This is a genomic window from Streptomyces sp. SID14515, from assembly GCF_010548505.1.
Taxonomy (GTDB): Bacteria; Actinomycetota; Actinomycetes; order Streptomycetales; family Streptomycetaceae; genus Streptomyces; species Streptomyces caviscabies.
Window position 1 is genome coordinate 60468 of the sequence record NZ_JAAGMH010000144.1, and the last position, 23043, is coordinate 83510.

Here is a 23043-nt window from a genome sequence, read left to right on the forward strand (position 1 = left end):
ATGGTCCGGCCGGGGCGGGCTGTCGCGCTTTCGATAAACTGCCAGGTGATGCCGAACATCCGCCACGCTGACGTCGACCACGCCGCCGTACGCCCGGCTGACATCCCCCCGGCCGCCGTCCGTCACGACCCCGTGGCCCCGACCCGTACACGTCGACTGGCTCCCGGCGGCTCGATCGACGCCCACCGGCACGACGACCACCAGATCGTCTACGCGGGCCGCGGCGTCCTGACCATCACGACCGACGCGGGGTCCTGGGTCGCCCCGGGCACCCGCGCGATCTGGGTCCCCGCCGGCGTCGTGCACGCGCACCGGGCGTACGGCGAGCTCGATCTGCATCTGGTCGGGCTGCCCGTCACCGAGAATCCGCTCGGCCTCGACGCACCGACCGTGCTCGCCGTCAGCCCGCTGGTGCGCGAACTGCTCATCGCCTACACCCGCGCCGAGGACGACGACGGCCCCGAACGGGCCCGCCTCCGCGCGGTCCTCCTCGACCAGTTGCGGGCGTCCGCGCAGCAGCCGCTGCACCTGCCCACGCCCACCGCACCCCTGCTCCGCGCCCTGTGCGCCCTCCTCCAGGCCGACCCGGGCGACGGCCGTACGCTCGCCGAACTCGGCCGCCAGGTCGGGGCGAGCGACCGGACCCTGTCCCGGCTGTTCCGCAGCGACCTCGGCATGACGTTCCCGCAGTGGCGCACCCAGCTCCGCCTCCACCACGCCCTGATCCTCCTGACCGAGCGGACGCCGGTGACCGCGGTGGCGCATCAGTGCGGCTGGTCGTCCACCAGCGCCTTCATAGACGTCTTCCGCCGCACCTTCGGCCACACCCCGGGCTCGCATCCGGCAGGGTGAGCCCACTACCCGGAACCCGCTCGCATGCATACTGCACCGACCGCTAGCGTGCAGCCATGAGCACACCCGAACCCACCGAAACCACTCCCGCCGCAGCCGCCGCCCAGGTCTCCCACGCCCACCCCCGGTTCGCCGAGGCGCTGGCCGAACTGGGCCTCCAGGTCGAGGTGCGCCGCTTCCCGGACGCGACCCGTACGGCGGCGGAGGCGGCCACGGCGATCGGCTGCGAGCTGAGCGAGATCGTCAAGTCCCTGGTCTTCACGGCCGACGGCGTGCCCGTGCTGGTCCTGATGGACGGCTCGTCGCGGGTGGACGTCGAGCTGGTACGCCGCGAACTCGGCGCGCAGAAGGTCAAGCGGGCGGACGCGGACCTGGTCCGGCAGACGACGGGTTACGCGATCGGCGGCGTACCCCCGTTCGGCCACGCCACCAAGACCCGTGTCCTGGCCGATCGACGCCTCCTGGACCACGCGGTGGTGTGGGCGGCCGCGGGCACCCCGCACACGGTGTTCCCGCTCGACCCGAAAACGCTGATCGCCCACGCGGGCGCGACGGTCACGGATGTGCGCGAGTCCGCCAAGTGACCCCCCTGGTCGCCCTCGCGGTCCTCATAGCCGCCGTCACGCACGCCAGTTGGAACGCCATCGCCCACGCGATCAAGGACCAGCTGGTGTCCTTCACGCTGATCTCCGGCGGCGGCCTGCTGATCGGTGTGGCGATGGCCCTGTTCGCCCCGTTCCCGGCGGCGGCCGCCTGGCCGTACCTCCTGGTCTCGGCCGCGCTGCACGTGGCGTACATGATGCTGCTGATGCGCTCGTTCACGCTGGGCGACTTCGGCCAGATGTACCCGATCGCCCGGGGCACGGCCCCGCTGGTGGTGACGGTCCTGGCGGCGGTGTTCGTCGGCGAGCGTCCGGACGGCTGGGCGACGGCGGGCGTGGCGGTGGCCTCGGCCGGGCTGGTCGGGCTGGCGCTGTGGGGCATCCGGGGTTCCGGGAAGCGCCCGCACTGGCCTGCGATCGTGGCCGCCCTCGGCACGGGCCTGGCCATCGCCGGGTACACGACGGTCGACGGCGTCGGGGTACGCGCCTCGGGCACACCGCTCGGTTACGTCGCGTGGCTGATGGTCCTGGAGGGCCTGGCGATCCCGGCGTACGCGTACTACCGCCGCCGCGCCGAACTCCTCCCGCAGCTAAGGCCCTTCGCGGTACGCGGCCTGCTCGGCGCGGCCCTCTCGGTGGCCGCGTACGGGCTGGTGCTCTGGGCCCAGACGAAGGCCCCGCTGGCCCCGATCGCGGCGCTGCGCGAGTCGTCGATCATCGTGGGCGCGGCGATCGGCACGCTGTTCTTCAAGGAGCGCTTCGGGGCTCCGAGGATCGCGGCGGCGGGGCTGATGGTGGTCGGCATCGGGCTGATGCTGCACACGAGTTGAGGCTTCTGTCCGTTCGACCGCCCGCTGCTCAACGGGTACGGCGGGAGGGGCTGAGCCAGGAGGGGCTTGTGCGGTCGGGGCGCTGAAAGGCCCCGACCATGTGCCACGGAAGCAACACACGGACGAGGCCTGTCCGGGGCTGCGCTGCTATTCCTCGTCGTTCTTCGGAGGCAACACAAACCCTCGTGTCGGCCGCCCTTGCCTCTTCGGGGCAGGGTCGGGAGTGGACGCGGGAAGCAGTGCCGCAAGAGCCGCCAATGCGTCCGCAGTGATGTCCTTGCGGGTTGCCGGGTCGGTCTGATCGAACACTCGCCACGGGCCTGTCAGGTTCTCGGGGTTCTCCGGGGCGACGACGCCCGGAATACCGAACCGCCGCAACACGCTGCCGACCTGGCGGGCCTGTTCGGCGTCCATGTGCTCACCTTCCGTAGCGGTCCGGGAAGCCTAGCTACTCGCCGGATGCGGCGCACTGGCCCGGACGGACCGTGCCGCAGCCACTGCCCCGCTACTGCATCCTGTGTCCTGTGTCCTGGCACTGGGCGGCGACACTCACCAAGGTCTTGGTGGGGTCCGTCCAGAGTTCCCCGTCGATGGCGTATCCGGCCGGCTCAATGGAAGCAGGCTACGGATCGAGGCCACGGACACGCACGGCGGCAGCGTTCCGCCCGACCCCGTTCCTCGCAAGACCGTATGGGCGGAAATCGACCTCGTACGGTGACGGCTCCCGCCGGGTCGCGCCCTCCCGCGACCCGGTAGACCCCCGACACGCCACGACACACCCGCGACCGGATCGCGCCCGACCGCGACCCACTGAAGCGCGACATCAACCCATCAAAGAAACAAGAGAAATAACCCCACCCAACCGACCCCCTTGGGCACCTGCGGGCACGTCACCCACACGGGTGAGGTTTGCCAACTCGGCTCGCTTTCGGCCCGGTTGCCCGGCATATGCTCACGCCAGCACCACACCGCACATACGTCGGCCCCCGACCGGGAGTGCAATCCCAACCGAGGGCCTGGCCACCAAGGAAGAAAGCCGCTTCCCCGATGGATACCCAGCAGAATACTGCCCTCACCCGCGCCCTGGCGGAGATTCCCGGACCTCTCCCCACCTCCGGCGTGATCCACATCGCGATCCCGCACACCGACCGCTTCACCGTCGTCGGCAACCACCTCGCCCAGCACCCCGACCTCAGCTGCACCGCAGTCGGCATCGCCGTACGCATCCAGTCGCTCCCCGCTGGAACCAAGGTCGGCATCAAGGCGCTCGCCGCCCACTGCCGCGAAGGCGAGAAGCGCATCGCCGCCGCCCTGCGCGAACTCGAAGCCCACGGCTACCTGCAACGGGCCCGGGTCCGTCAGCCCAGCGGCCGGATCGTCACCCGCACGGTCTTCTGCAACCAGCCGCCCGCGCTGTTACGGCCTCGCCCGGCAGTCCAACAACAACAACGGGCCACACCTGCCGAGTTGCCCGCGCCCCCGCCACCGGAGGCGGACACGGAGACGCCCGCAGCCCCGCCCGTACCGCTGTCACCGCTGTCACCGCCTCCTCCGCCGGCCCCACCCTTCGTACCGCCCCCGACCGCGCCCAAGCCGCCGCCCCGGCCCCTCCCCCGGCCCAGCGAGCTCACCCCGGAACTCGCCCGCGCGGCCACCGCGTTCCTCAGCGATCTACGCCGCCACGCACCCCAGTTCGTCCTCTCCGAGGACGACGTCCGCCGACTGGTCCCCGGAGTCGCGGCCTGGCTCGAACGCGCGGCCCAACCCGACGCCATGCGCCACGCCCTCACCTACGACCCGCCCCGCCCGCTCAAGCACCCCGCCAAACTCCTCAAGTACCGGCTCACCGAACTGCTCCCACCACCGCTCCCCGGCATCCACGGCATCCCCACGCCCGCCCGCCCCCGCGTCACCGTCACACCGTTCCAGACCTGCGACGACTGCGACCGGGCCTTCCGCTCCCCCACCCCCGGCCACTGCCGCGACTGCCGCGACTGCCGCGCGGAACACACCCGAGCCGCCGCCTGAGACAGCTCGTTCGTCGTCCGCTCGGTCAGGCGACGAGAAGGCGGAGCCCCAGCTCTGCCCTGTCGAGGGCGACGAGGTCACGGTTGCGTTCGGCCCATCGGCCGGAGGAGAGGTCGTCGCGGAGGCTGTCCACGGCCCGCTGCTCGGCCTCCGGCCCGACTCGGGTCCACACCGACACCGCACGGCGCACCTGTTCGTCCAGGTAGGACTCGGGCCGCCGCCAGTGCGCCTCGAAGAAACCGTCGGCGCAGTCCCAGGGGATGAGCACCGGCTCCGCACGACCGCCGATGGCGCGCGTCAGATCGGCCAGGGAAGGCCAGTCGACGAGGAGGTCGGCGAACTCGGGCAGGTAGTCGCGGGTGAGCCAGAACCGTTCGAGCCACCCGGTCGTGCTCGCGTCGTACGTGAACACGACCACGCGGCGGGCCACGCGCCGCATCTCGCGCAGGCCCGCGATCGGGTCCTGCCAGTGGTGCACCGTGCTGAACGCCATCGCGGCGTCGAAGGACCGGTCCTCGAACGGCAGGCTCTCCGCGGCGGCGGCCACGCACGGGGCCGCGTCCGGCGGACGCTGCGCCCGCATGACCGCCGACGGCTCCACCGCAGTGACGTCACGGTCGCGGGGCTCGTAGGAACCGGTGCCGGCCCCGACGTTCAGTACCGTCCGGGCGTCCCCGAGCGCGTCCCAGACCTGCGCGGCGATCCGCGGATCGGTACGTCGCGTCGCCGGATAGGCGGACCCGATGACTTCGTACAACTGCGCGCCGAACACCTTCAATTGTTCCTCCGGTGTGGTCGTGATCCCCATGGCCCGTGCCTCCAGTTCCCTGTCGATGGCCGCCACCATGCCGTCGGCGCGGTCGCGCTGGGCCACCAGCAGGCCGCGCAGCCGGCGCAGGTGCGCGACCGCGTCGGTGTCCGGGTCGTCGACGAGATCCGCGATCTCACGCAGCCCGAAGCCCAGCCGCCGATAGGCGAGCACCTCGCGCAGCCGCTCCACGTCGCCGGCCGTGTAGGCCCGGTACCCGGCGGCTGTCCGCTCGGACGGCCGCACGAGGCCGATCTCGTCGTAGTGATGCAGCGTGCGGACGCTCACACCGGCCAGCCCGGCCACGCGCCCCACGATCAGGTGTTCCTCCATGGGACGGACTATGTGGCATCACGCCACGTGAGGGTCAAGCACTCCTCCGCGGCCTGACCGGGCCCTGATAATCTGCGATCTTCGCCGGTCGCCCGGACGGAGTCCCCCGGCAGGTCCTTATGCCTTGCTCCGAACAACTCGCCACAGCACTCGACGACTTGGACCAGGCCTTCGCCTCGGAAGAGCCGTTCCGCGTCACAGGGTGCACCCACTGCTACGACGAGCAGGACTTCGCCGAACTCTCCGGGCCGGCGCACCTCATACCCGACAGCCTGGTGTCCTCGGTCGCCGCGGAAGTGCCCGATCACTGGGACGACTTCCCGCGTCTCTACCGCCGTCTCCTCCCGCGCATCATCCGCGCCCTCGTCACCGGCCGGCTCCATGTCGACGAGGAGCTCATCGCCTCCCGCCTGGTGCAGGCGGGCTGGACCACCTGGGACGCGCCGCTGACCGAGGCTCTCCGCACCTTCTGGTCCACCTGGTGGTCGAGCACGCTGCGCACCCATCCCGGCCCCGTACCCGTCCGGGAAGTCCTCGGCTTCCTCACCGTCGCCACCAACGGCCTGCGTCCTTGGCTGAACACCTGGACCGCGACCCGTACCCCGGCCGCCGACGCGCACTTGGAAGACCTCGTCGACGGCGTGATGTTCCAGTTCGAGATCACCGACCTGGCCATGGGCTTCTACGACGAGTACGACGCCGGCACGGAGCTACTCGGCTGGCTCCTCACCGATGTGCGCGACCGCGTCACCGACGCCCGTCTCGACGACCCCTACCTCCAGGAACACCTTCGAGCCGCTGACCGGCGCTGACGAGGCGGGGCGGTCCGGCGGGCGGTCCGGCAGGCGGTCCGGCAGGCGGTCCGGCGGGCTCCGCGACTACCATCCGGCCCATGACGACCACCACGCGCGGCGAAGGCACCCACGGCTCCCAGGAACACCCGGAGAGCGTCGGCCTCGTGGACGGGTACGAGGTCGACACCGATCCGGACCGCATCGACATCGGCCTCGTACACCACTGGCTCTCCACCGACGCCTTCTGGGCGCTCGGCCGCAGCCGTGACCTCGTCGAGCGGTCGATGCGCGGGTCGCTCAACTTCGGTGTGTACGACGGCGACGGGACGCAGGTCGCCTACGCCCGGGTCGTCACGGACCGGGCGACCTTCGCCTGGCTCTGCGACGTCTACGTGGACCCGGCGCATCGCGGCCGGGGCCTCGGCGTACGGCTGGCGACCGCCGTCCGCGACCACCTCGCCCCGTACGAGCTCAAGCGGACTCTCCTCGCCACGCTCGACGCCCACGAGCTGTACGCCAAGGTCGGGTTCGTCTCCGTGTCCGATCCCAACATGCTCATGATCCTGGGCCCGACGTCGTAGCCGACCGAGCGGCACGTGCCGGTCGGCGGCACCTCGGCTCCACATCTCCGCGCGGCTACTGTGTTGCCGGCAGATCGTCCCGCCCGACGAAGAGAGCTGGGTTGTGCTGACCACTACGCACCCGCCGTAGGTACCTCTGGAAAGCCCGGAGGGCCCTACGGAGGCTCCTGATGTCCCGAACTGTCCGCACGACTCCCAGCCGGCTCCGCCGCCGAGAGGGCGCGTCGGAGTCCACGTTCCTGTACGACCTGCGCTACGCGAACGCTGAACTGGCCCAAGCAGCCCGTGAAGGCCGTCGCCCTGCCCCGGTGAAGACGCTGCGCCGGATCACCTCTTGGCAGTGGATGGTGCTGTACTGCAGGAAGGGCTCGTTCTCCGGCGAGATCGCGTCAGCCGAGGGCCGCGCCCGGCTCCAGGGGCGACTGGAGGCCCAGCGGATCCGCGGGCTGCACCGAGCTGGCCACGACCTTGACGACGCGGACATACCGCCGGTCCGCCACCGTCATGGTGTGCTCTGGAGCGCCTGGTAGAGGCAGAAGCACCCAGGACTGGCCGGTACTCACGAGCGCAGGAAGTGCGTACCGGCGACGGCCGTCCGCGCCGGAGGGCGGCGGGCCGTCGAGCAAGAGCCTGCGGTGGTCCGCCGGCCTTGGCCGGTTCGTTGAAGGTGAGGCGGCCGACGACGGCCGCGCAGAGGCGGGGGTGTGGTGTGAGGGATCGGCGGACCGATCCGGCGTTCGAGATGTGCCAGGCGCTGGTGGCCGGAGCGGATCTGGCCTCGTTCGCCGGAGGCGCGTTCGATGTGCGGGCGGTGGTGGCCGGCATCCAGTCCGGGGCCCACGGCAGGTTGCCTCTCGACGCCGTTCCGTGGGGGAACTTCCCTCACGGGAACGAGGCCCGGAAGGCCGTTCACCTGCTGCACACCGGCGAGGGCCCCGCAAGCCACGCTACGGGCGTGCTGGGGGGCCTGTGTGCCAACGACAGCCGGGCCGCCGTCGCCCTCGCCGTACCGTTCCTGATCCCCATCGCCACCGATGCCCACCACCCGCACCGTGCCGCCGCCCTCGGCGTACTCTCCGGCCCGGCCCGTGCCCAGCACTTCGGCGTCGCCTCCCGCGATGAACTCCTGCTCCACCGCGCCGATCCTCGGCGTCACGCCCCCGGCGGCTACGACGGCTACGGCGTCGAGGTGACCGGCTACCCGGCAGGCTGGTCGGTGGCCGCCGCCCGCGCCGTGATCACCGCCGAAGCACCCGTGCTCCTGCCCCTTCTCAACGACTCCGACCCCACCATCCGCATCGACGCCGCCTACGCTCTGGCCACCGCCGCCGACCCCGACCACACGGTCCGAAGCGGCCTCGCTGACAGGTTCGACACGGAGCACGACGCCATGGTCCGTGCCGCCCTGCTCCTTGCCGCCGCGGAGACCCGCCGGGCCCACGCACATCCGCCGACCGTCCGGTGGCTCCGTGAGCGGTGGCAGGACTGGACAGAGGCACCCGAAGTCCGCCTGGCCGCGGCGATCGGCTGGCTCTGCCTCACGGACGAGCCCGCCCCCGAGGACCTCCACCGGACCATCGACACTTTCGCCACAGATGAACGCGTGCACGCCATGGACGCCCTGCCGTGGATGAACGCCGCCGCCGGATCCGGTGAACCGGGACTCCGGCGCTGTATTCGCCGCATGCTCCACCCCGAAGAGCCCGAACCGTCGGACGACCCCTGGGCCTCCTCGCCTTGAGTGCCCGACCTCGCCCCCGGGAGCATCCGGCCTCTCGGCCTCACGATCACCGTGAGACGCGGTCTACCCTTGTCGAGGTGTCGTCCCTCGCTGTCACTGCGTCTTCGCACTCATCGGCATCGGCCGCCATCGTCTACGCGGCGCTCCTGCATGCGGAGTCCTGGCCGCTGTGGTCCGCCCACGCCGACGTCGAGTGGGATGTGCCCGCGGGAATCGACCGACCGGCACGCGTGGGTGACCGGCGCACCATCCGCACCCTCACCGGACGTGTGCACTGCCACGAGCGCGTCGTGGAGATGGTTCCCGACCAGCGGTTCAGCTACGAACAGGCCGCAGGGCTGTTCACCTCTCACCGAGGGTCTGTGGACCTGGCCCGAGCCCTCGATGGCGGCACCGACATCACCTGGTCAGCGACCTACCGGCACGCCCTCCCCCTCTTGGACAAGCTCAGGAGGCGGCGTCTGCGGGTTCTGGTCCACGACCTCGCTTCATACGCCAACTCGATCGTGAGCCGTAACTCCTAGAAGTGCAGCGAAAGTTCAGCTCCGCCACCACCTCCCCGTCCTCCTCCACCCCCGTCGGCCGGAAGCCGAGCGCGGTGTACAGGTGCGCGGCGGCCCGGTTGGCCGGGGCGTAGGAGAGGCGTACGGCGGTGCTGTCCTCGCGGGCGGCGAGCCAGGCCGCCAGGGTGCGTACGGCGGCTGCGCCGATGCCCGTGCCCTGGTGGGCGGCGTCGATCAGCATGCCGCCGATCCAGTACGCGCCGTCCTCCTCGTCCCGAGCCCACATGATGTGGCCTGTCACCTGGTCGCCGGCCAGGACCGCCAGCGAGGTCCAGGTGTCCTCGCGGCTGCTCAGCAGCAGGTAGCGGGCGGCCAGGGCCGGGACCCAGTCGCGCTGGTCGTCGCGGGGCGCGCTGTCGGCGACCGCCCGCCAGTTGTCCGCGTCCACCTCGTGGAGGGTGACGGGGCGGCCGGTTCTGTCGGTGTGTCCGTGGTTGATCATCCGCGCAGGGTAGGTCGCACGGGTGCCGAGCGACCACGGATTTACGGCTGCGCCATCGCCTTCCGGAAGCCCGTGTTCACCGCGAGGATCCCGCCGTCCACGCGCAGCGTCGTCCCGGTGATCCAGGCCGCGTCGGTGGAGGCGAGGAAGGCGACGGCGGACGCGATGTCCTCGGGGGTGCCGACGCGGCCGAGCGGGTAGAGGGCGGCGGCCCGGGCCAGTTCGGCGTCGCGGCCCGCCCAGGCGTCGGTGCGGATCGTGCCGGGGGCGACCAGGTTGACGCGTACACCCCGCGGTCCCGCGTGGCCCGCGAGCGTACGGGTCAGGCTGGTCAGGCCCGCCTTGGCGGCGCTGTACGCGTGGCCGCCGAAGTCCTGTTCGCCGTTGACCGAGCCGATGGTGACGATCGCGCCCCGGCCCGAGGCGACCAGGTGCGGCAGGGCGGCGCGGGCGCAGCGGAACGGGCCCGAGAGGGTGATGTCCAGGTCGCGTTCCCAGACCTCGTCCGTCTCGTCCTCGAAGAGCGGGGTGTCCTGGCCCGCCGCGTAGGCGTTGTTGACCAGGACGTCCAGGCCGCCGAAGGTCTCGACCGCGTACGCCACCGCCGCCTCGACCGCCGCCCGGTCGGCCACGTCGCAGACGAGGGACTCGGCGGTGCCGCCCGCCTCGCGGATCGCCGCCGCCGTGTGGGCGGCGCGCTTCGCGTCCAGGTCGGTGACGAGGACGGAGGCCCCTTCCGCCGCCAGGCGGCGGGCCGTTGCCGCGCCGATGCCCTGGCCGGCGGCGGTGATCAGGACGCTGTAGCCATCGAATCGAGGTCGTGTCATAGCGCCGACCGTACTGCCCTGACCAGGGCCTGGGCACGGGGGTCGGCGGTGACCCCTTTCTGGAGGCCGTTGGTGACGTAGCCGAGTGCGATGCCCGATTCGGGGTCGGCGAAGCCGAGCGAGCCGCCGCGGCCCGGGTGGCCGAACGAGCCGGGGCCCAGCAGCGGCGCGGCCGGGCCGTGCAGCATGTAGCCGAGGCCGAAACGGGTGTTGACGACCAGGACGCGGTCCGGGCCCGCCGACTCCTCGGTGCGGGCCAGAGTGAGCGTGGCGGGGGCGAACAGGCGGCGGTGGCCGTCGACCGGGCCGATCATCGCGGCGTAGCAGCGGGCCAGGCCCCGGGCGGTCGCGATGCCGCCCGAGGCGGGGAGTTCGGCCGCGCGGTAGGCGGGGTCGTTCTCGTCGGGGAACGGGTCGATCGCGCCGAACGCCCGGCGGGTGAGGGAGTCCGGGTCGCGGTAGGCCTCGACGACGGAGCGTTTGGGGCGTACGCGCAGGGCGCCCGAGGCGGCGGCCGCTGCCGGGGGCTCCACAGGGCCGATGCGGCCGATGCGGTGGGCCTCGTCGGCGGGGAGCCCGAACCAGAAGTCGAGGCCGAGCGGGCGGGCGATCTCCTCCGCGATCCAGCGGCCGATGGTGCGGCCGGTGGCGCGGCGGACCAGTTCGCCGATCAGCCAGCTGTAGGTCTGGGCGTGGTAGCCGTGGTCGGTGCCGGGCTCCCACTGCGGGCGCTGGGCGGCGACGGCGGCGGGCCCGGAGACCCCGTCGGCGGCCTCGGCGGGGGTGAGGGCGGTGTCCAGGGCGGGCACCCCGGCCCGGTGGGCGAGGAGGTCGCGGACGAGGACGCGTTCCTTGCCGTTCGTCTTGAACTCCGGCCAGTAGGTGGAGACCGGGGCGTCCAGGTCGACCTGCCCGCGCTGGTGCAGGAGGAGCGGGACGGCGGCGGCGATGCCCTTGCCGGCCGAGCGGACGATCTGGACGGTGTCGACGGCCCACGGTTCGGTGCCGTCGACGTCTCTCGTACCGGCCCACAGGTCGACGATCTTGCGCCCGTGGCGGTAGACGGCGACGGCCGCGCCGCGCTCGCCGCGCTGCTCGAAGTTGCGGACGAAGGCGTCCGCGACCGGTTCGTACCCGGGGGCCACCGTGCCCCGTACGTCCACGGCCCTGGACGCGTTCACCGCCTCCGTGCCCGCCTCCGTGCCCGCTCCCGGTTCCGCTGCCGCGCCCGCCGTGCTCACTCCCGCGCTCCCGCTCATCCCCCCATGGTGCACGTCCCGGCGGGGTGTTCGCGGGGCGGGTCGCCGTGGCCACCGCACTGTCACGAGCTGTTTACGGCCACGATCCGTTCACGGCGATGGAACGGTGACCGAACGCGGGTCGAAGCCGAACGGCAGCTCCAGCCGGTGGGAGCGCATCAGCTTCTCGTCGCAGAGGAGGTGCTGCGTACGGTCGTCGGCGGCGATGACGCCCTCGCTGAGGATGACGGCGCGCGGGCAGAGCTCCAGGGCGTACGGCAGGTCGTGGGTGACCATCAGCACGGTGACGTCCAAGGAGCGCAGGATGTCGGCCAGTTCGCGGCGGGAGGCCGGGTCCAGGTTGGACGAGGGTTCGTCCAGGACGAGGATCTCGGGCTCCATCGCGAGGACGGTGGCCACGGCGACGCGGCGGCGCTGCCCGAAGGAGAGGTGGTGCGGCGGCCGGGCGGCGTACTCCGCCATGCCGACCTGCTTCAGCGCGCGCAGCACCCGCTCCTCCAGCTCCGGGCCGCGCAGTCCGGCGGCGGCCGGCCCGAAGGCGACGTCCTCGCGGACGGTGGGCATGAACAGCTGGTCGTCGGGGTCCTGGAAGACGATGCCGACACGGCGGCGGATCTCGGCGAGATTCCTTTTGGCGACCGGGAGTCCGGCGACGCGCACCGTGCCCGAGCCGGCGTCCAGGATGCCGTTGAGGTGCAGGACGAGGGTGGTCTTGCCCGCTCCGTTGGGGCCGAGGAGCGCGACGCGTTCGCCGCGTCCGACGGTCAGGTTCACCCCGAAGAGGGCCTGGTGGCCGTCGGGGTAGGCGTAGGCGAGGCCGCTGACTTCGAGCGACGGGGCGTCGGCCGGGGCGTCGCCGGAAACGGAGGTAGGGGTCACAGGGTCCATCCCAGCAGACAGACAGTGAGGGCGAGTACGGGGAGGGCGGCGGCGTACGCCCACTGGGTGCGGGTGGCGGTCGCCCGGTCGATGACGGGCATGGTGCCGGTGTAGCCACGGCTGACCATGGCGAGGTGGACGCGTTCGCCGCGTTCGTAGGAGCGGATGAACAGGGCGCCCGCCGAGGCGGCGAGCACCCGCCACTGCCGTACGCCGCGCGCCTCGAAGCCCCGGGAGCGGCGGGCGATCGACATGCGCCGCATCTCGTCGGTGACGACGTCCCCGTACCGGATCATGAAGGAAGCGATCTGCACGAGCAGCGGCGGCAGCTTGAGGCGCTGGAGGCCGAGCAGGACGGCGCGCAGTTCGGTGGTGGCGGCCAGGAGCACCGAGGCGGCGACGCCGAGGGTGGCCTTGGCCAGCACGTTCCAGGCGCCCCAGAGGCCGGGGACGCTGACGGAGAGGCCGAGCACGGTCGTCTGTTCGCCCGGCACCACGAACGGCATGAGCAGGGCGAACGCGACGAACGGCACCTCGACGACGAGCCGCTTCAGCAGGAAGCCGGCGGGGACGCGGGCCACGGCGGCGACGGCGGCGAGCAGCACCGCGTACAGCCCGAAGGCCCACATCGCCTCGCGCGGGGTGGAGACGACCACGAGCACGAAGCAGAACACGGCCGTGAGTTTGCAGTGCGGCGGCAGGTCGTGGACCGGCGAGGGTCCGGGCCGGTAGAGCTTGTCGGCGTGGCCCGCACCCATGTCAGCTGTTCTCGTGCTCGCGGGAGGCGATGGCGTTCTCGTCCTCGCGGCGGCGGCGGACCACCCAGAACACCCCGGTGCCGACGACGACGGTGGCGCTGACGCCGATCACTCCGGCGAGGCCGCCGGAGAGCCGGGCGTCGGCGATGTCGCCGACGCCGTAGTCGGCGAGCGGCGAGTCGGCCGCGCCGTGCTCCTCGGCCTTCTCGTCGATGCCCTGGTCGGCGGCGACCTTCTCCAGGCCGTCCGGGTCGGCGGAGGCGTAGAAGGAGACGACGCCGGCGAGCAGGAACGCGGAGACCAGTCCGGTGATCAAGAACCCGCGGTTGGAGCGGGCGGCCGCGGGCTCGGGCTCGCGGGTGGCGGCCGGGGCGTCGACCAGTTCGCCGTCGATCCGGAGCTTGAGGGGGGCGGCGAGTCCGCTGACGCCGTGGACGAGGTCGGGGCGCACGGCCAGGACCGCGCCCACGGTCAGCGCGGTGATGACGGCCTCGCCGATGCCGATCAGGATGTGTACGCCGACCATGGCCGTGAAGACCTTGCCGATCGGGATGTCGGTGGTGCCGCCGATCCAGTAGAGGAGCGTGAAGGCGGCGGCCGCGGCCGGTACGGAGACCAGGGCGGCGACGAAGGCGGAGGCGGTGGCCGACCGCCGGGTGCGCGGGAGTACGCCGGTCAGCAGCCGGAACAGGCCGTACGCAACGAGGACGGTGACCACGCCCATGACGGTGATGTTGACGCCGAGGGCGGTGAGCCCGCCGTCGGCGAAGAAGACGCCCTGCATCAGCAGCACCACCGCGACGCAGAGCACCCCGGTGTAGGGCCCGACGAGGATCGCGGCCAGCGCCCCTCCCATGAGGTGGCCGCTGGTACCGGCCGCGACGGGGAAGTTCAGCATCTGCACGGCGAAGATGAAGGCGGCGACGAGCCCGGCGAGCGGGGCGGTGCGCTCGTCCAGCTCGCGGCGCGCGCCGCGCAGGCTGACGGCCACCGCACCGGCGGCCGCCACCCCGGCGGCCACGGAGACAGGTGCATCGATGAATCCATCGGGTACATGCATGGGAGGCTCCGCTTCCTGCGGGGGTCCACGCGGTCTCCGCGCCGTGCGGACGCGGTCCTGCGGGGCGGGGTCATGAACCCATCAATAATAGTGCCCTCCTGCGAACCATACGCAAGAGCAGAGGTCCAGCATCTGGGCTCCGCGAACCCCTCGGGCTCACCCGCTGTCACGTGAGCACACGCTCACCGTGCCACTTCCGCAAAATATGGGACATTAGAGGGCAGAGCTACACATATAGGAGGAGCCGGCCTATGTCCCCTGTCGTCGAAGTACATGCTCGGGCCCGGCTCATCACCGATGGCCCTCTGACCCGTCCGGTCCCCGTGGACCTGCGCTACGACCCGGCCGACGAACGGCGCACCGTCCACATAGGGCTGCCCGACGGCATCGACTGGGCGTTCGGCCTCGACCTCCTGGAACGCGGCCTGCGCACCCCGATCGAGCGCGGCGCCGTCCGCGTCTGGCCGTGCGGCCGTACGCAGCTGATCGTGGAGCTGCACTCGACGGACGGCGTCGAGGTGTTCCAGTTCGAGATCCGGACGCTGATGCGCTTCCTGGCCCGTACCCGCGCGCAGGCACCGGCCGCGCCGAAGGACTCCGGCCGGGGGCCGCAGCCGCCGTCACGTACAACCGCCACCCGCCCGGAGCGAGGCGCGCAGCCGGCCCACGGCTGAGCCCTCGCACCCCCGAGAAACACGGAAAGCCCCCGTGCTGTCAGCACGGGGGCTCTCGCTGTGCCCCGGTCCCCGTCCCCACAGGTAACCGGCGCTTCCGGGGCCGCGCTCCGCTCAGACGCGGACCCCGGAGCCAGAAGGGCTCACAGGCCCCACGGGGATCGGGTCAGACGCGGACGAGCTCGCGCTCGCCCTCGCCGCCGCCGTCCCCGGACCCCTGCCCGGAGCCGGGCTCGTCGGTCAGCTGCTTCTGCAGCTTCTCGCCCTCCACGTCCACGTTGGGCAGCGCCCGGTCCAGCCAGCGCGGCAGCCACCAGGCCTTCTTGCCGAGCAGGGCCAGGACGGCGGGCACGATCGCCATACGCACCACGAAGGCGTCGAAGAAGACGGCGATGGCGAGCGAGAAGCCGATCATCTTGATCATCTGCTCGCTGGAGCCGATGAAGCCGGAGAAGACCGCCATCATGATCACGGCCGCGGCCGTGACCACGCGCGCCCCGTGCTTGAAGCCGGTCACGATGGCCTGGCCCGGGCTCTCGCCGTGGACGTACGCCTCGCGCATCCGGGTGACGAGGAAGACCTCGTAGTCCATCGCCAGACCGAAGACCACACCGACCATGAAGATCGGCATCATGCTCATGATCGGACCGGTCTGCTCGACGCCGAAGAGCGAGCCGAGCCAGCCCCACTGGAAGACCGCGACGACCGCGCCGAGGGCCGCGACCACCGAGAGCAGGAAGCCCAGGGCCGCCTTCAGCGGGACGAGGATCGAGCGGAAGACCAGCATCAGCAGCAGGAACGCGAGGCCCACGACGAGCGCCAGGTAGGGCAGCAGCGCGTCGTTCATCTTCTGCGAGAAGTCGATGTTCATCGCGGTGGCGCCGGTGACCAGGACCTCGGCGCCGGTGTCGGCCTTGATGTCCTTGCCCGCGTCACGGATGTCGTGGACGACCTCCTCCGTGGCGTGGGAGGAGGGCCGGTCCTTCGGGATGACCGTGATCGTCGCGGTGTCGCCCGCCTTGTTGAAGACGGGCGGGATGACGGCGCTGACGCCGAGCGCCTCGATCTCCTCGGCGACCCGGTCGGCCGCGGCCTTCCCGTCGGAGCTGTTCTTCGTGTCGACGACGGTCAGCAGCGGACCGTTGAACCCGGGGCCGAAGCCGTCCGAGAGCATGTCGTACGCCTGGCGCTGCGTGGTCGACTTCGGCTGGGCGCCGTCGTCGGGCAGGCCCATCTCCAGCGAGGCGGCCGGTACGGCGACGATGCCGAGGCCGAGGACGCCGACGAGCATGACCCAGACCGGCTTGCGCAGCACGAACCGCGCCCAGCGGGTGCCCATGTTCGGCTTGGCGTCGGGGCTCTTCTCCGCCTCGGCGGCCTTGCGCGCCTTGCGCCCCATGATCCGCTTGCCCGCGAAGCCGAGGGCGGCCGGGACGAGGGTGAGCGCGATGAGGACGGCGATGGCGACCGTACCGGCGGCGGCGAGGCCCATCTTCGTCAGCATCGGAATGTTGACGACGGCGAGGCCGGCCAGGGCGATGACCACGGTCAGGCCCGCGAAGACGACAGCGGATCCGGCGGTTCCCACGGCCCGCCCGGCGGCTTCCTCGCGCTCCCGGCCCTCCGCCAGCTCGGCGCGGTAGCGGGAGACGATGAAGAGGGCGTAGTCGATGCCGACCGCGAGGCCGATCATCATGGCGAGGATCGAGGTGGTGGAGCCCAGGTCCATCACGCTGGCCAGCGCGGTGATCGTGGAGACCCCGATGCCGACCCCGACGAGCGCGGTCACCAGCGGCAGCCCCGCCGCGATCAGCGAACCGAAGGTGATGACGAGGACGATGGCGGCGATGACGACGCCGATGATCTCGGCGGTCCCGGTGTGCGGCATGACCTGGAGGGCGTCGCCGCCGATCTCCACCTTCATGCCGCTGCTCTGCGCCTCCTTGCCCACGTCCTCCAGGGCGTCCCGGGTCGCGTCGGTCAGCTCCATGGAGTTGACCTTGTAGGAGACCGAGATGTACGCCGTCGAACCGTTCTGGCTCACGGCCTGCTGCTGGAACGGGTCGGCGACCACGGCGATCTGGTCCGAGCCGGACCGCAGCTCCTTGACGATGCCGGTGATCTCGCGCTTGTTCTCGGCGTCGGTCACCTTCTCGCCCTCGGGCGCCTGGAAGACGACCCGGGCGGTCGCGCCGTCGGCGCTGTTGCCGGGATTGCGCTGTTCCAGCAGGTCGAAGGCGCGCTGCGCCTCCGTACCGGGGATCGAGAAGGAACTGGAGGTGGCGGTGGACGCGGTGGCCGCACCGATTCCGGCGACCGCCAGCAACGCCACCCAGATCAGGGCGACGAAGCGGCGGCGGCGGAAGGTGAGCCGTCCGAGCTTGTAGAGGAAAGTGGCCACGGGGGCGTACTCCCGGTCAGGTCGTATGAGTGGAAATCGGGCGTGAGGAACCAGCCCGACGACGAGAGCGGCGTGTCAGGTGGAGCGTCGGGGAGAGGGCCGTGCGGGTGGGACGGGCCGTACGCGGGGAACAAGCCGTACGGGCAGTGGTGCGGGGACGTCAGACGCCGAGGGCGGGGAGAACCACGGAGTCCACGTAATCGATGAGGAACGCCTGGTCGACAGGACGGTCCTCGATCAGCTGCCGGGCGGCCAGCGCGCCGACCAGCATGTGCGGGATGTACTTCAGCGCCGGATTGTCCGGACGCAGTTCACCCCGGTCCACCGCCCGTTGCAGCAGCTGGTCGAGACCGGTCATCTCCGGTTCGATCAGCAGCTCGCGCAGGGCCTGGAGCAGCTCGGGGTACTCATGGACGGCATGGCTCAGACCCCGCATCAGCGCGGCGTCCTTCTCCATCTGGCAGTCGTCGGTCCGGCTCAGCGCGGCATGGAAGTCCCCGCGCAGCGAACCGGTGTCGATGTCCGCGAGGCTCCCCGGCTTGTTGTGCCGCAGCGCCTTCGCGACCAGCTCGGGCTTGGAGCCCCACTGGCGGTAGAGGGTGGCCTTGCTCGACCGGGTGCGGGCGGCGATGGCGTCCATGGTCAGGGCGTCGTAGCCGACCTCGCGGAGCAGGTCGAGAACGGCCTCGTAGAGCTCGCCCTCACGCTCGGGGGTCAGCCTGGTGCGTGCCATGTGCCGACCTCCTTCGCTTCACCTGTCCGGTGTCCCGCTCATTCTCACTCAGTCCCGCTCAGCATCGAACGAAACTGTTTCGTACACCTGAACCGTACCCCCACCGCCCAGCGAAACGAAATCGTTTCGCTTGTGTCGTGCACCACAAGTTGCCCCGGGCCCTTCTCGCGGAAAGCATTGGGGGGTGAGTGACGACGTCGCGTATCTCCGTTTCCCGCACCTTCACCAGGACTTGCTGTGCTTCGCGGCCGAGGACGACCTCTGGGTCGCCCCCCTCGCCCCCGCGGGGCACCGCCCAGGACGGGCCTGGCGGGTGACCGTCGACCGGACCCGGGTCAGCCATCCGCGCTTCTCTCCCGACGGCGCCTCCATCGCCTATACGACCTGGCGCACGCTGGACCCCGAGATCCACCTCGCCCCGGTGGACGGCGGCCCGGCCCGCCGGCTCACCCACTGGGGCTCGACGGACGCCCGGGTCTGCGGCTGGAGCCCCGATCCGGGCGAGGCCTGCCAGATCCTCGCCGTGTCCTCGCACAACCAGCCGTTCTCCTACTTCTCCTGGGCCTACAGCGTCCCCACCGACGGCGGCCCCGGCGGCAGGCTCCCCTGGGGCCCGGTCTCCGACATCGCGGTCGCCGACATCGACGGCGAGCGCCGCACGCTGCTGCTCACCGGCACGCCCCCGCACGAGCCGGCCGCATGGAAGCGCTACCGGGGCGGGGCCATGGGCCGCCTGTGGCTGCACGGCGAACGCCTGCTCCCGGACATCGACGGCCACCTCGCCAACCCGATGTTCGTCGGCCGCCGTATCGCGTTCCTCTCCGACCACGAGGGCGTCGGCAACCTCTACTCCTGCCTGATGGACAGCACCGACCTGCGCCGCCACACCGACCACGACGCCTTCTACGCCCGTAACGCCTCCAGCGACGGCCACCGGGTGATCTACCAGTGCGCCGGCGACCTCTGGCTGGTCGAGGACCTGGAGGCGCCGGACGCCACCCCGCGCAAGCTGGAGGTACGCCTCGGGGGCCCGCGCACCGGCCGGCGCGTCCACCAGGTGCCGGCCGCCAGCAACGTCGACTCGCTCTCCGTCGACGAGACGGGCCGGGCCAGCGCCGTCACCGTACGCGGCAGCCTCTACTGGCTCACCCACCGCGACGGCCCCGCCCGCACCATCGCCGACACCCCGGGCGTACGGGTGCGGCTGCCGGAGATGCTCGGCAGCGGCGGGCAGGTCGCGTACGTCACAGACGCGGACGGCCCGGACGCGGTCGAGATCGCCTATCTGCCGCGCGCAAGCGGCGACCGGCCCCCGCGCAGGCTGGCCACCGGGCAGCTGGGCCGGGTGCAGGAGATGATCTCCGACCCGGACGGCGAACGCCTCGCCATCGCGTCGAACGACGGCCGCCTGCTGCTCCTGGACACGGCGGAGCCCGAGGCGGAAGCGGAGGCGGAGGCGGGGGCCCCCGCGGAGAAGGCCCCCAGCGGCTCGACCCGCGCCGACCTCCACGCGGCCACGGGCGCGGCGGCCCCGGACAGCGCCGCACCGGTCGACGAGCACCCCGGCCTCACCGAGCTGATCCGCTCCGTCAACGGCCCGGTCCGCGATCTCGCCTTCTCCCCCGACGGCGACTGGCTGACCTGGTCGCACCCGGGCGTCGGCCGCTCGCTGCGGCAGATCAAGCTGGCCCGGATCTCCGGCCCCGGCGCCCCGGTGATCGTCGATGTCACCAACGGCCGCTTCGAGGACGAGAACCCGGTCTTCACGGAGGACGGCCGCTACCTCGCCTTCCTCTCCTGGCGAGGCTTCGACCCGGTGTACGACGTCCACACCGGCGACCTGTCCTTCCCGCTCGGCTGCCGCCCGTACCTGGTCCCGCTCTCCTCGGCGACGCCCTCCCCCTTCGCCCTCTCGCCCGACGGCCGTCCGGCGGCGGGCGGCCTGGACCCGATAGACGTTCCGGAAGGAGGGGGTACGGGCGAAGGGTCCACGGTCATGGTCGAGTTCGAAGGCCTGGAGAGCCGGGTGACGCCGTTCCCGGTCTCCGCCTCCAAGTACTCGGCGCTGGCCCCGGTGAGCGGCGGCGGGCTGGTCTGGCTGCGCTGGCCGATCTCGGGGGCGCTGGGCGAGACGTTCGCGAACCCGGCCGACATGTCGGGGCGGCCGACCCTGGAGCACTTCAACATCGCGAAGGCGCGCAGGACCGAACTGGTCGACCACCTCGACTGGTTCGCGGTCAGCGGCGACGCGACCCGGCTCGTCGTGATGGACGACGGCGAACTGCGCGCCGTACCCGCCACCGAGCCGGGCGACACCGACTCCACGGTCTATCTGGACCTGCGCCGCATCCTGCACGAGGTCGACCCGGGGGCGGAGTGGCGGCAGGCGTACGGCGAGGCGGGCCGAATCATCCGCTCCTACTTCTGGGAGCCGGACATGTGCGGCATCGACTGGGACGGCGTACTGGACCAGTACCGACCGCTCGTCGAACGGGTGGCCTCGCCCGACGAGTTCGCGGATCTGCTGCGCGAGGTGCTGGGCGAGCTGGGCACCTCGCACGCGTACGTCTCCCCCGCCCGCCGCAACGAAGGCCCGCCGCACTACCAGCGGGCGATCGGCCTGCTGGGCGCCAACCTGGTCTGCCGGGACGGAGCCTGGACCGTCCAGCGCATCCTGCCCGGCGACTCCTCGGACTCCAAGGCGCGTTCGCCGCTGGCGGGTACGGGCATCCGCGAGGGCGCGGTCCTCACCCACGTGGACGGCCGCCCGGTGGACCCGGTGGCGGGCCCGTACCCCTTGCTGACGGCGGCAGGCGGCACAACGGTCGAGCTGACCTTCTCCCCGGCCGGCGGCGGCCCTTCCCGCCGGGTGGCGATCATGCCCCTGATCGACGAACGCCCGCTCCGCTACCAGGACTGGGTGGCCAAACGCCGTGACGTCGTGCGGGAGTTGAGCGGCGGCAAGTGCGGCTACCTGCACATCCCGGACATGGGCGGCTCGGGCTGGGCCCAGTTCAACCGGGACCTGCGCCTGGAGGTCTCCCGCCCGGCCCTGATCGTGGACGTCCGGGGCAACGCGGGCGGCCACATCAGCGAGTTGGTCGTGGAGAAGCTCACCCGCAAGATCCTCGGCTGGGACCTCACCCGCAACGCCCAGGCGGTGAGCTACGCCTCCAACGCGCCGCGCGGCCCGGTCGTCGCCCTGGCCGACGAGGCGACGTCCTCCGACGGCGACATGATCACCGCCGCGTTCCGGCTGCTGAAGCTGGGCCCGGTGGTGGGCCAGCGCACCTGGGGCGGCGTGGTCGGCATGACCGGCCGCCACCGGCTGGGCGATGGCACGGTGATCACGGTCCCGATGAACGCGGCCTGGTTCGACACGTACGGCTGGTCGGTGGAGAACCACGGCGTGGAACCGGACGTGGAGGCCCTGCGCACCCCCCTGGACTGGGCGGAGGGCCGCTACGCGGTCCTGGACGACGCGGTCCGCCTGGCCCTGGACCTGCTCGCCGCACACCCGGCATCGACCCCACCGTCGTACGACACGGCCCCGGACCTACGGAGGCCGCCGCTGCCGCCGCGGAAGGCCTGAGGGCGGGGCACCCCCGGGGGAAGCCGTCAGAACTCCCGGGCCGAAGCGCGAAGGAGCTTCCCACGTCTTGCATTCGACTGCGCTGCGCATTCCGCCCGGTAGGTTCTCCTGTTCGTGGCTCTCCAATAAAGCGTGATGCACAAGGTCGCGAGCGATCTGATATGCGATCTCGTCGAGTTCATGGACTGCGGCGGGTACGACCCAACCGCCCAAATGGTTTCGTCGGCGAGAGGCGGCACGCGTCCACCGCAAAGCGGTCTGGGACGCCTTGCCACGGCTCAAGGACGGCCTTGGCCTCGACGACGTGAAGAAGATCGGGAGAAGCCTCCTCGAAATGGGGCGTGTTCTGGGAATCGGCATCACGCTGGATCTCGCGAATCAGGAAGGGCTGGAGCCTCCCTTCATTGCCCTCACAGCCATGCCGCACAGCGGCCCGAACAGACCATAGAGAGGTGAATTCGGTGGAGCTCTCGATTGTCAGCCTGTTCTCCAGTGGGCCGGTAATTCGACTGATCGAACTTGCGACCGCAGTACAGGAATCGAGAGGCGAACTCTCTCTGGACGATGAGATCCGACGCTACATCCGGTTGACCGAAACGAACTGGACGGCGAACTGGATCTGCCCCGTCTACACAGCAGCGGCCGCACTGGACCTTGCCGGGAAATCCGTATCGGCATCGGGAACGCTCGATGATTACCCTCCAGAGTTCAAGGAGAAGGTCACACGGGCAGCCGAAGGAATGGACCCCTCAGAATACCTGCACATCCTTGCCGAAATAGTCAGGAGTCTGAATCGCGGCCCTTACCCCGAATACGATCAACTACCCATGGCCGGCTGGGAGTTCTTGCAGACGTTCCCATCGCTGTACGGTTTCGATGCCGTCCTCATGGACGAAGGAGACCTCCCGTTCTCCGGCCTGGTCCGGAGGTTCGTGGCGGCCGAGCACCCGTACTGCAACGAGCGAGCGGCCGCGCTGTCCGCACAGGCGCAATACGCCCTCGCACTCTTCCCCGGAGAGCAGTGCATCGCGCGACATCTTTCCTGGGCCACTCGCGCCGGGCTCCTCGAACTGATCGACACGGTCAACGAACACATGCAGCGAGAGCATTCATGACAGCAGTCCGAAACCGGTCCGCCACCTACCCGGACCGCGACACAGCCCAGTGGGCCACCCGACAGGTGGTCACGCAGAACGAGCAACTGATCCACCGATGGCCGGCCCGGTCCACCCGGCGGCGACTGACTGTCGAAGCGGCCTGGCCCGTCCGAACGGGTTCGCCGTGCA

At 71.3% G+C, this 23043-nt stretch carries 22 protein-coding genes and 1 pseudogene; 13 read left to right on the forward strand and 10 right to left on the reverse strand.

Annotation, left to right across the window (positions count from 1 at the left end; translation table 11 throughout):
* Genes G3I54_RS35275 through G3I54_RS35285 form a run of 3 tightly spaced genes read left to right on the forward strand, consistent with a single transcriptional unit; the run spans position 1 to position 2284 of the window.
* A complete protein-coding gene (locus tag G3I54_RS35275; RefSeq protein ID WP_203687324.1) occupies positions 1-852 on the forward strand; it encodes a helix-turn-helix transcriptional regulator in 852 nt (283 codons plus the stop codon).
* 56 nt (positions 853-908) lie between these two features.
* Positions 909-1436, forward strand: coding sequence for a YbaK/EbsC family protein (locus G3I54_RS35280; RefSeq protein WP_164618729.1), 528 nt, complete (start codon positions 909-911; stop codon positions 1434-1436).
* The gene (locus tag G3I54_RS35285; RefSeq protein ID WP_164618727.1) at positions 1433-2284 is read left to right on the forward strand and encodes a DMT family transporter; all 852 of its coding nucleotides are present in this window, start codon (positions 1433-1435) and stop codon (positions 2282-2284) included. Before G3I54_RS35280 ends, G3I54_RS35285 begins: the two co-directional genes overlap by 4 nt.
* A 147-nt stretch (positions 2285-2431) precedes the next feature.
* Here G3I54_RS35285 and G3I54_RS35290 read toward each other — a convergent pair whose 3' ends face one another.
* Complete coding sequence (locus G3I54_RS35290) at positions 2432-2698, reverse strand: hypothetical protein (RefSeq protein WP_164618725.1); 267 nt, start codon at positions 2696-2698, stop codon at positions 2432-2434.
* Positions 2699-2879: 181 nt separating this feature from the next.
* Here G3I54_RS35290 and G3I54_RS39885 point away from each other — a divergent pair.
* Both G3I54_RS39885 and G3I54_RS35295 read left to right on the forward strand, forming a co-directional pair.
* Positions 2880-3002: pseudogene (locus G3I54_RS39885) on the forward strand (ATP-binding protein); the annotation flags it as partial.
* A 329-nt stretch (positions 3003-3331) separates the two neighbouring features.
* Positions 3332-4312 (forward strand): hypothetical protein, encoded by a 981-nt coding sequence (locus tag G3I54_RS35295; RefSeq protein ID WP_164618723.1) that lies wholly within the window; start codon positions 3332-3334, stop codon positions 4310-4312.
* A gap of 25 nt (positions 4313-4337) precedes the next feature.
* On the opposite strand, the gene G3I54_RS35300 is transcribed toward G3I54_RS35295, so the two are convergent.
* Positions 4338-5453: a MerR family transcriptional regulator gene (locus G3I54_RS35300; protein ID WP_164618721.1), complete on the reverse strand. Its 1116-nt coding sequence runs from the start codon at positions 5451-5453 to the stop codon at positions 4338-4340.
* Positions 5454-5572: 119 nt separating this feature from the next.
* Here G3I54_RS35300 and G3I54_RS35305 point away from each other — a divergent pair, with 119 nt between their 5' ends.
* The 5 genes from G3I54_RS35305 to G3I54_RS35325 all read left to right on the forward strand — a co-directional run bounded on the left by G3I54_RS35305 (position 5573) and on the right by G3I54_RS35325 (position 9093).
* Positions 5573-6265 carry a hypothetical protein gene (locus G3I54_RS35305; protein ID WP_164618719.1) on the forward strand — a complete coding sequence of 231 codons (693 nt, stop codon included), beginning with the start codon at positions 5573-5575 and terminating at the stop codon, positions 6263-6265.
* An 80-nt stretch (positions 6266-6345) separates the two neighbouring features.
* Entirely contained in the window at positions 6346-6828 is a 483-nt protein-coding gene (locus G3I54_RS35310) for a GNAT family N-acetyltransferase (protein ID WP_203687323.1), read from the forward strand.
* 170 nt (positions 6829-6998) lie between these two features.
* Positions 6999-7358: a hypothetical protein gene (locus G3I54_RS35315; RefSeq protein WP_164618717.1), complete on the forward strand. Its 360-nt coding sequence runs from the start codon at positions 6999-7001 to the stop codon at positions 7356-7358.
* A gap of 179 nt (positions 7359-7537) precedes the next feature.
* Positions 7538-8569: a hypothetical protein gene (locus tag G3I54_RS35320; protein WP_343240456.1), complete on the forward strand. Its 1032-nt coding sequence runs from the start codon at positions 7538-7540 to the stop codon at positions 8567-8569.
* Positions 8570-8646: 77 nt separating this feature from the next.
* Positions 8647-9093, forward strand: a complete 447-nt coding sequence (locus G3I54_RS35325; protein ID WP_164618715.1) for an SRPBCC family protein — start codon at positions 8647-8649, stop codon at positions 9091-9093.
* Here G3I54_RS35325 and G3I54_RS35330 read toward each other — a convergent pair.
* The 6 genes from G3I54_RS35330 to G3I54_RS35355 form a co-directional block, all read right to left on the reverse strand.
* Positions 9017-9574 (reverse strand): GNAT family N-acetyltransferase, encoded by a 558-nt coding sequence (locus tag G3I54_RS35330; protein ID WP_164618713.1) that lies wholly within the window; start codon positions 9572-9574, stop codon positions 9017-9019. The two genes, G3I54_RS35325 and G3I54_RS35330, sit on opposite strands and share 77 nt — an antisense overlap.
* Before the next feature lie 41 nt (positions 9575-9615).
* Positions 9616-10401: an SDR family NAD(P)-dependent oxidoreductase gene (locus G3I54_RS35335; protein WP_164618711.1), complete on the reverse strand. Its 786-nt coding sequence runs from the start codon at positions 10399-10401 to the stop codon at positions 9616-9618.
* The gene (locus G3I54_RS35340) at positions 10398-11564 is read right to left on the reverse strand and encodes a serine hydrolase domain-containing protein (protein ID WP_164618856.1); all 1167 of its coding nucleotides are present in this window, start codon (positions 11562-11564) and stop codon (positions 10398-10400) included. Before G3I54_RS35340 ends, G3I54_RS35335 begins: the two co-directional genes overlap by 4 nt.
* 186 nt (positions 11565-11750) lie before the next feature.
* Positions 11751-12548 carry an ABC transporter ATP-binding protein gene (locus G3I54_RS35345; protein ID WP_164618709.1) on the reverse strand — a complete coding sequence of 266 codons (798 nt, stop codon included), beginning with the start codon at positions 12546-12548 and terminating at the stop codon, positions 11751-11753.
* Entirely contained in the window at positions 12536-13297 is a 762-nt protein-coding gene (cbiQ, locus tag G3I54_RS35350) for a cobalt ECF transporter T component CbiQ (RefSeq protein ID WP_164618707.1), read from the reverse strand. Before cbiQ ends, G3I54_RS35345 begins: the two co-directional genes overlap by 13 nt.
* A gap of 1 nt (position 13298) precedes the next feature.
* The gene (locus G3I54_RS35355; protein WP_164618705.1) at positions 13299-14357 is read right to left on the reverse strand and encodes an energy-coupling factor ABC transporter permease; all 1059 of its coding nucleotides are present in this window, start codon (positions 14355-14357) and stop codon (positions 13299-13301) included.
* Positions 14358-14608: 251 nt separating this feature from the next.
* Between G3I54_RS35355 and G3I54_RS35360 the strand changes: the two genes are divergently transcribed.
* Complete coding sequence (locus tag G3I54_RS35360) at positions 14609-15031, forward strand: SsgA family sporulation/cell division regulator (RefSeq protein ID WP_164618703.1); 423 nt, start codon at positions 14609-14611, stop codon at positions 15029-15031.
* A 166-nt stretch (positions 15032-15197) separates the two neighbouring features.
* On the opposite strand, the gene G3I54_RS35365 is transcribed toward G3I54_RS35360, so the two are convergent.
* Both G3I54_RS35365 and G3I54_RS35370 read right to left on the reverse strand, forming a co-directional pair.
* Positions 15198-17432, reverse strand: a complete 2235-nt coding sequence (locus G3I54_RS35365) for an MMPL family transporter (RefSeq protein ID WP_164618701.1) — start codon at positions 17430-17432, stop codon at positions 15198-15200.
* 160 nt (positions 17433-17592) lie between these two features.
* Positions 17593-18165: a TetR/AcrR family transcriptional regulator gene (locus G3I54_RS35370; protein WP_164618699.1), complete on the reverse strand. Its 573-nt coding sequence runs from the start codon at positions 18163-18165 to the stop codon at positions 17593-17595.
* A gap of 184 nt (positions 18166-18349) precedes the next feature.
* On the opposite strand from G3I54_RS35370, the gene G3I54_RS35375 reads away from it, so the two are divergent.
* Positions 18350-21757: a S41 family peptidase gene (locus tag G3I54_RS35375; protein WP_164618697.1), complete on the forward strand. Its 3408-nt coding sequence runs from the start codon at positions 18350-18352 to the stop codon at positions 21755-21757.
* A gap of 461 nt (positions 21758-22218) precedes the next feature.
* Positions 22219-22872, forward strand: a complete 654-nt coding sequence (locus tag G3I54_RS35380) for a hypothetical protein (RefSeq protein WP_164618695.1) — start codon at positions 22219-22221, stop codon at positions 22870-22872.
* Positions 22873-23043: the final 171 nt, after the last annotated feature.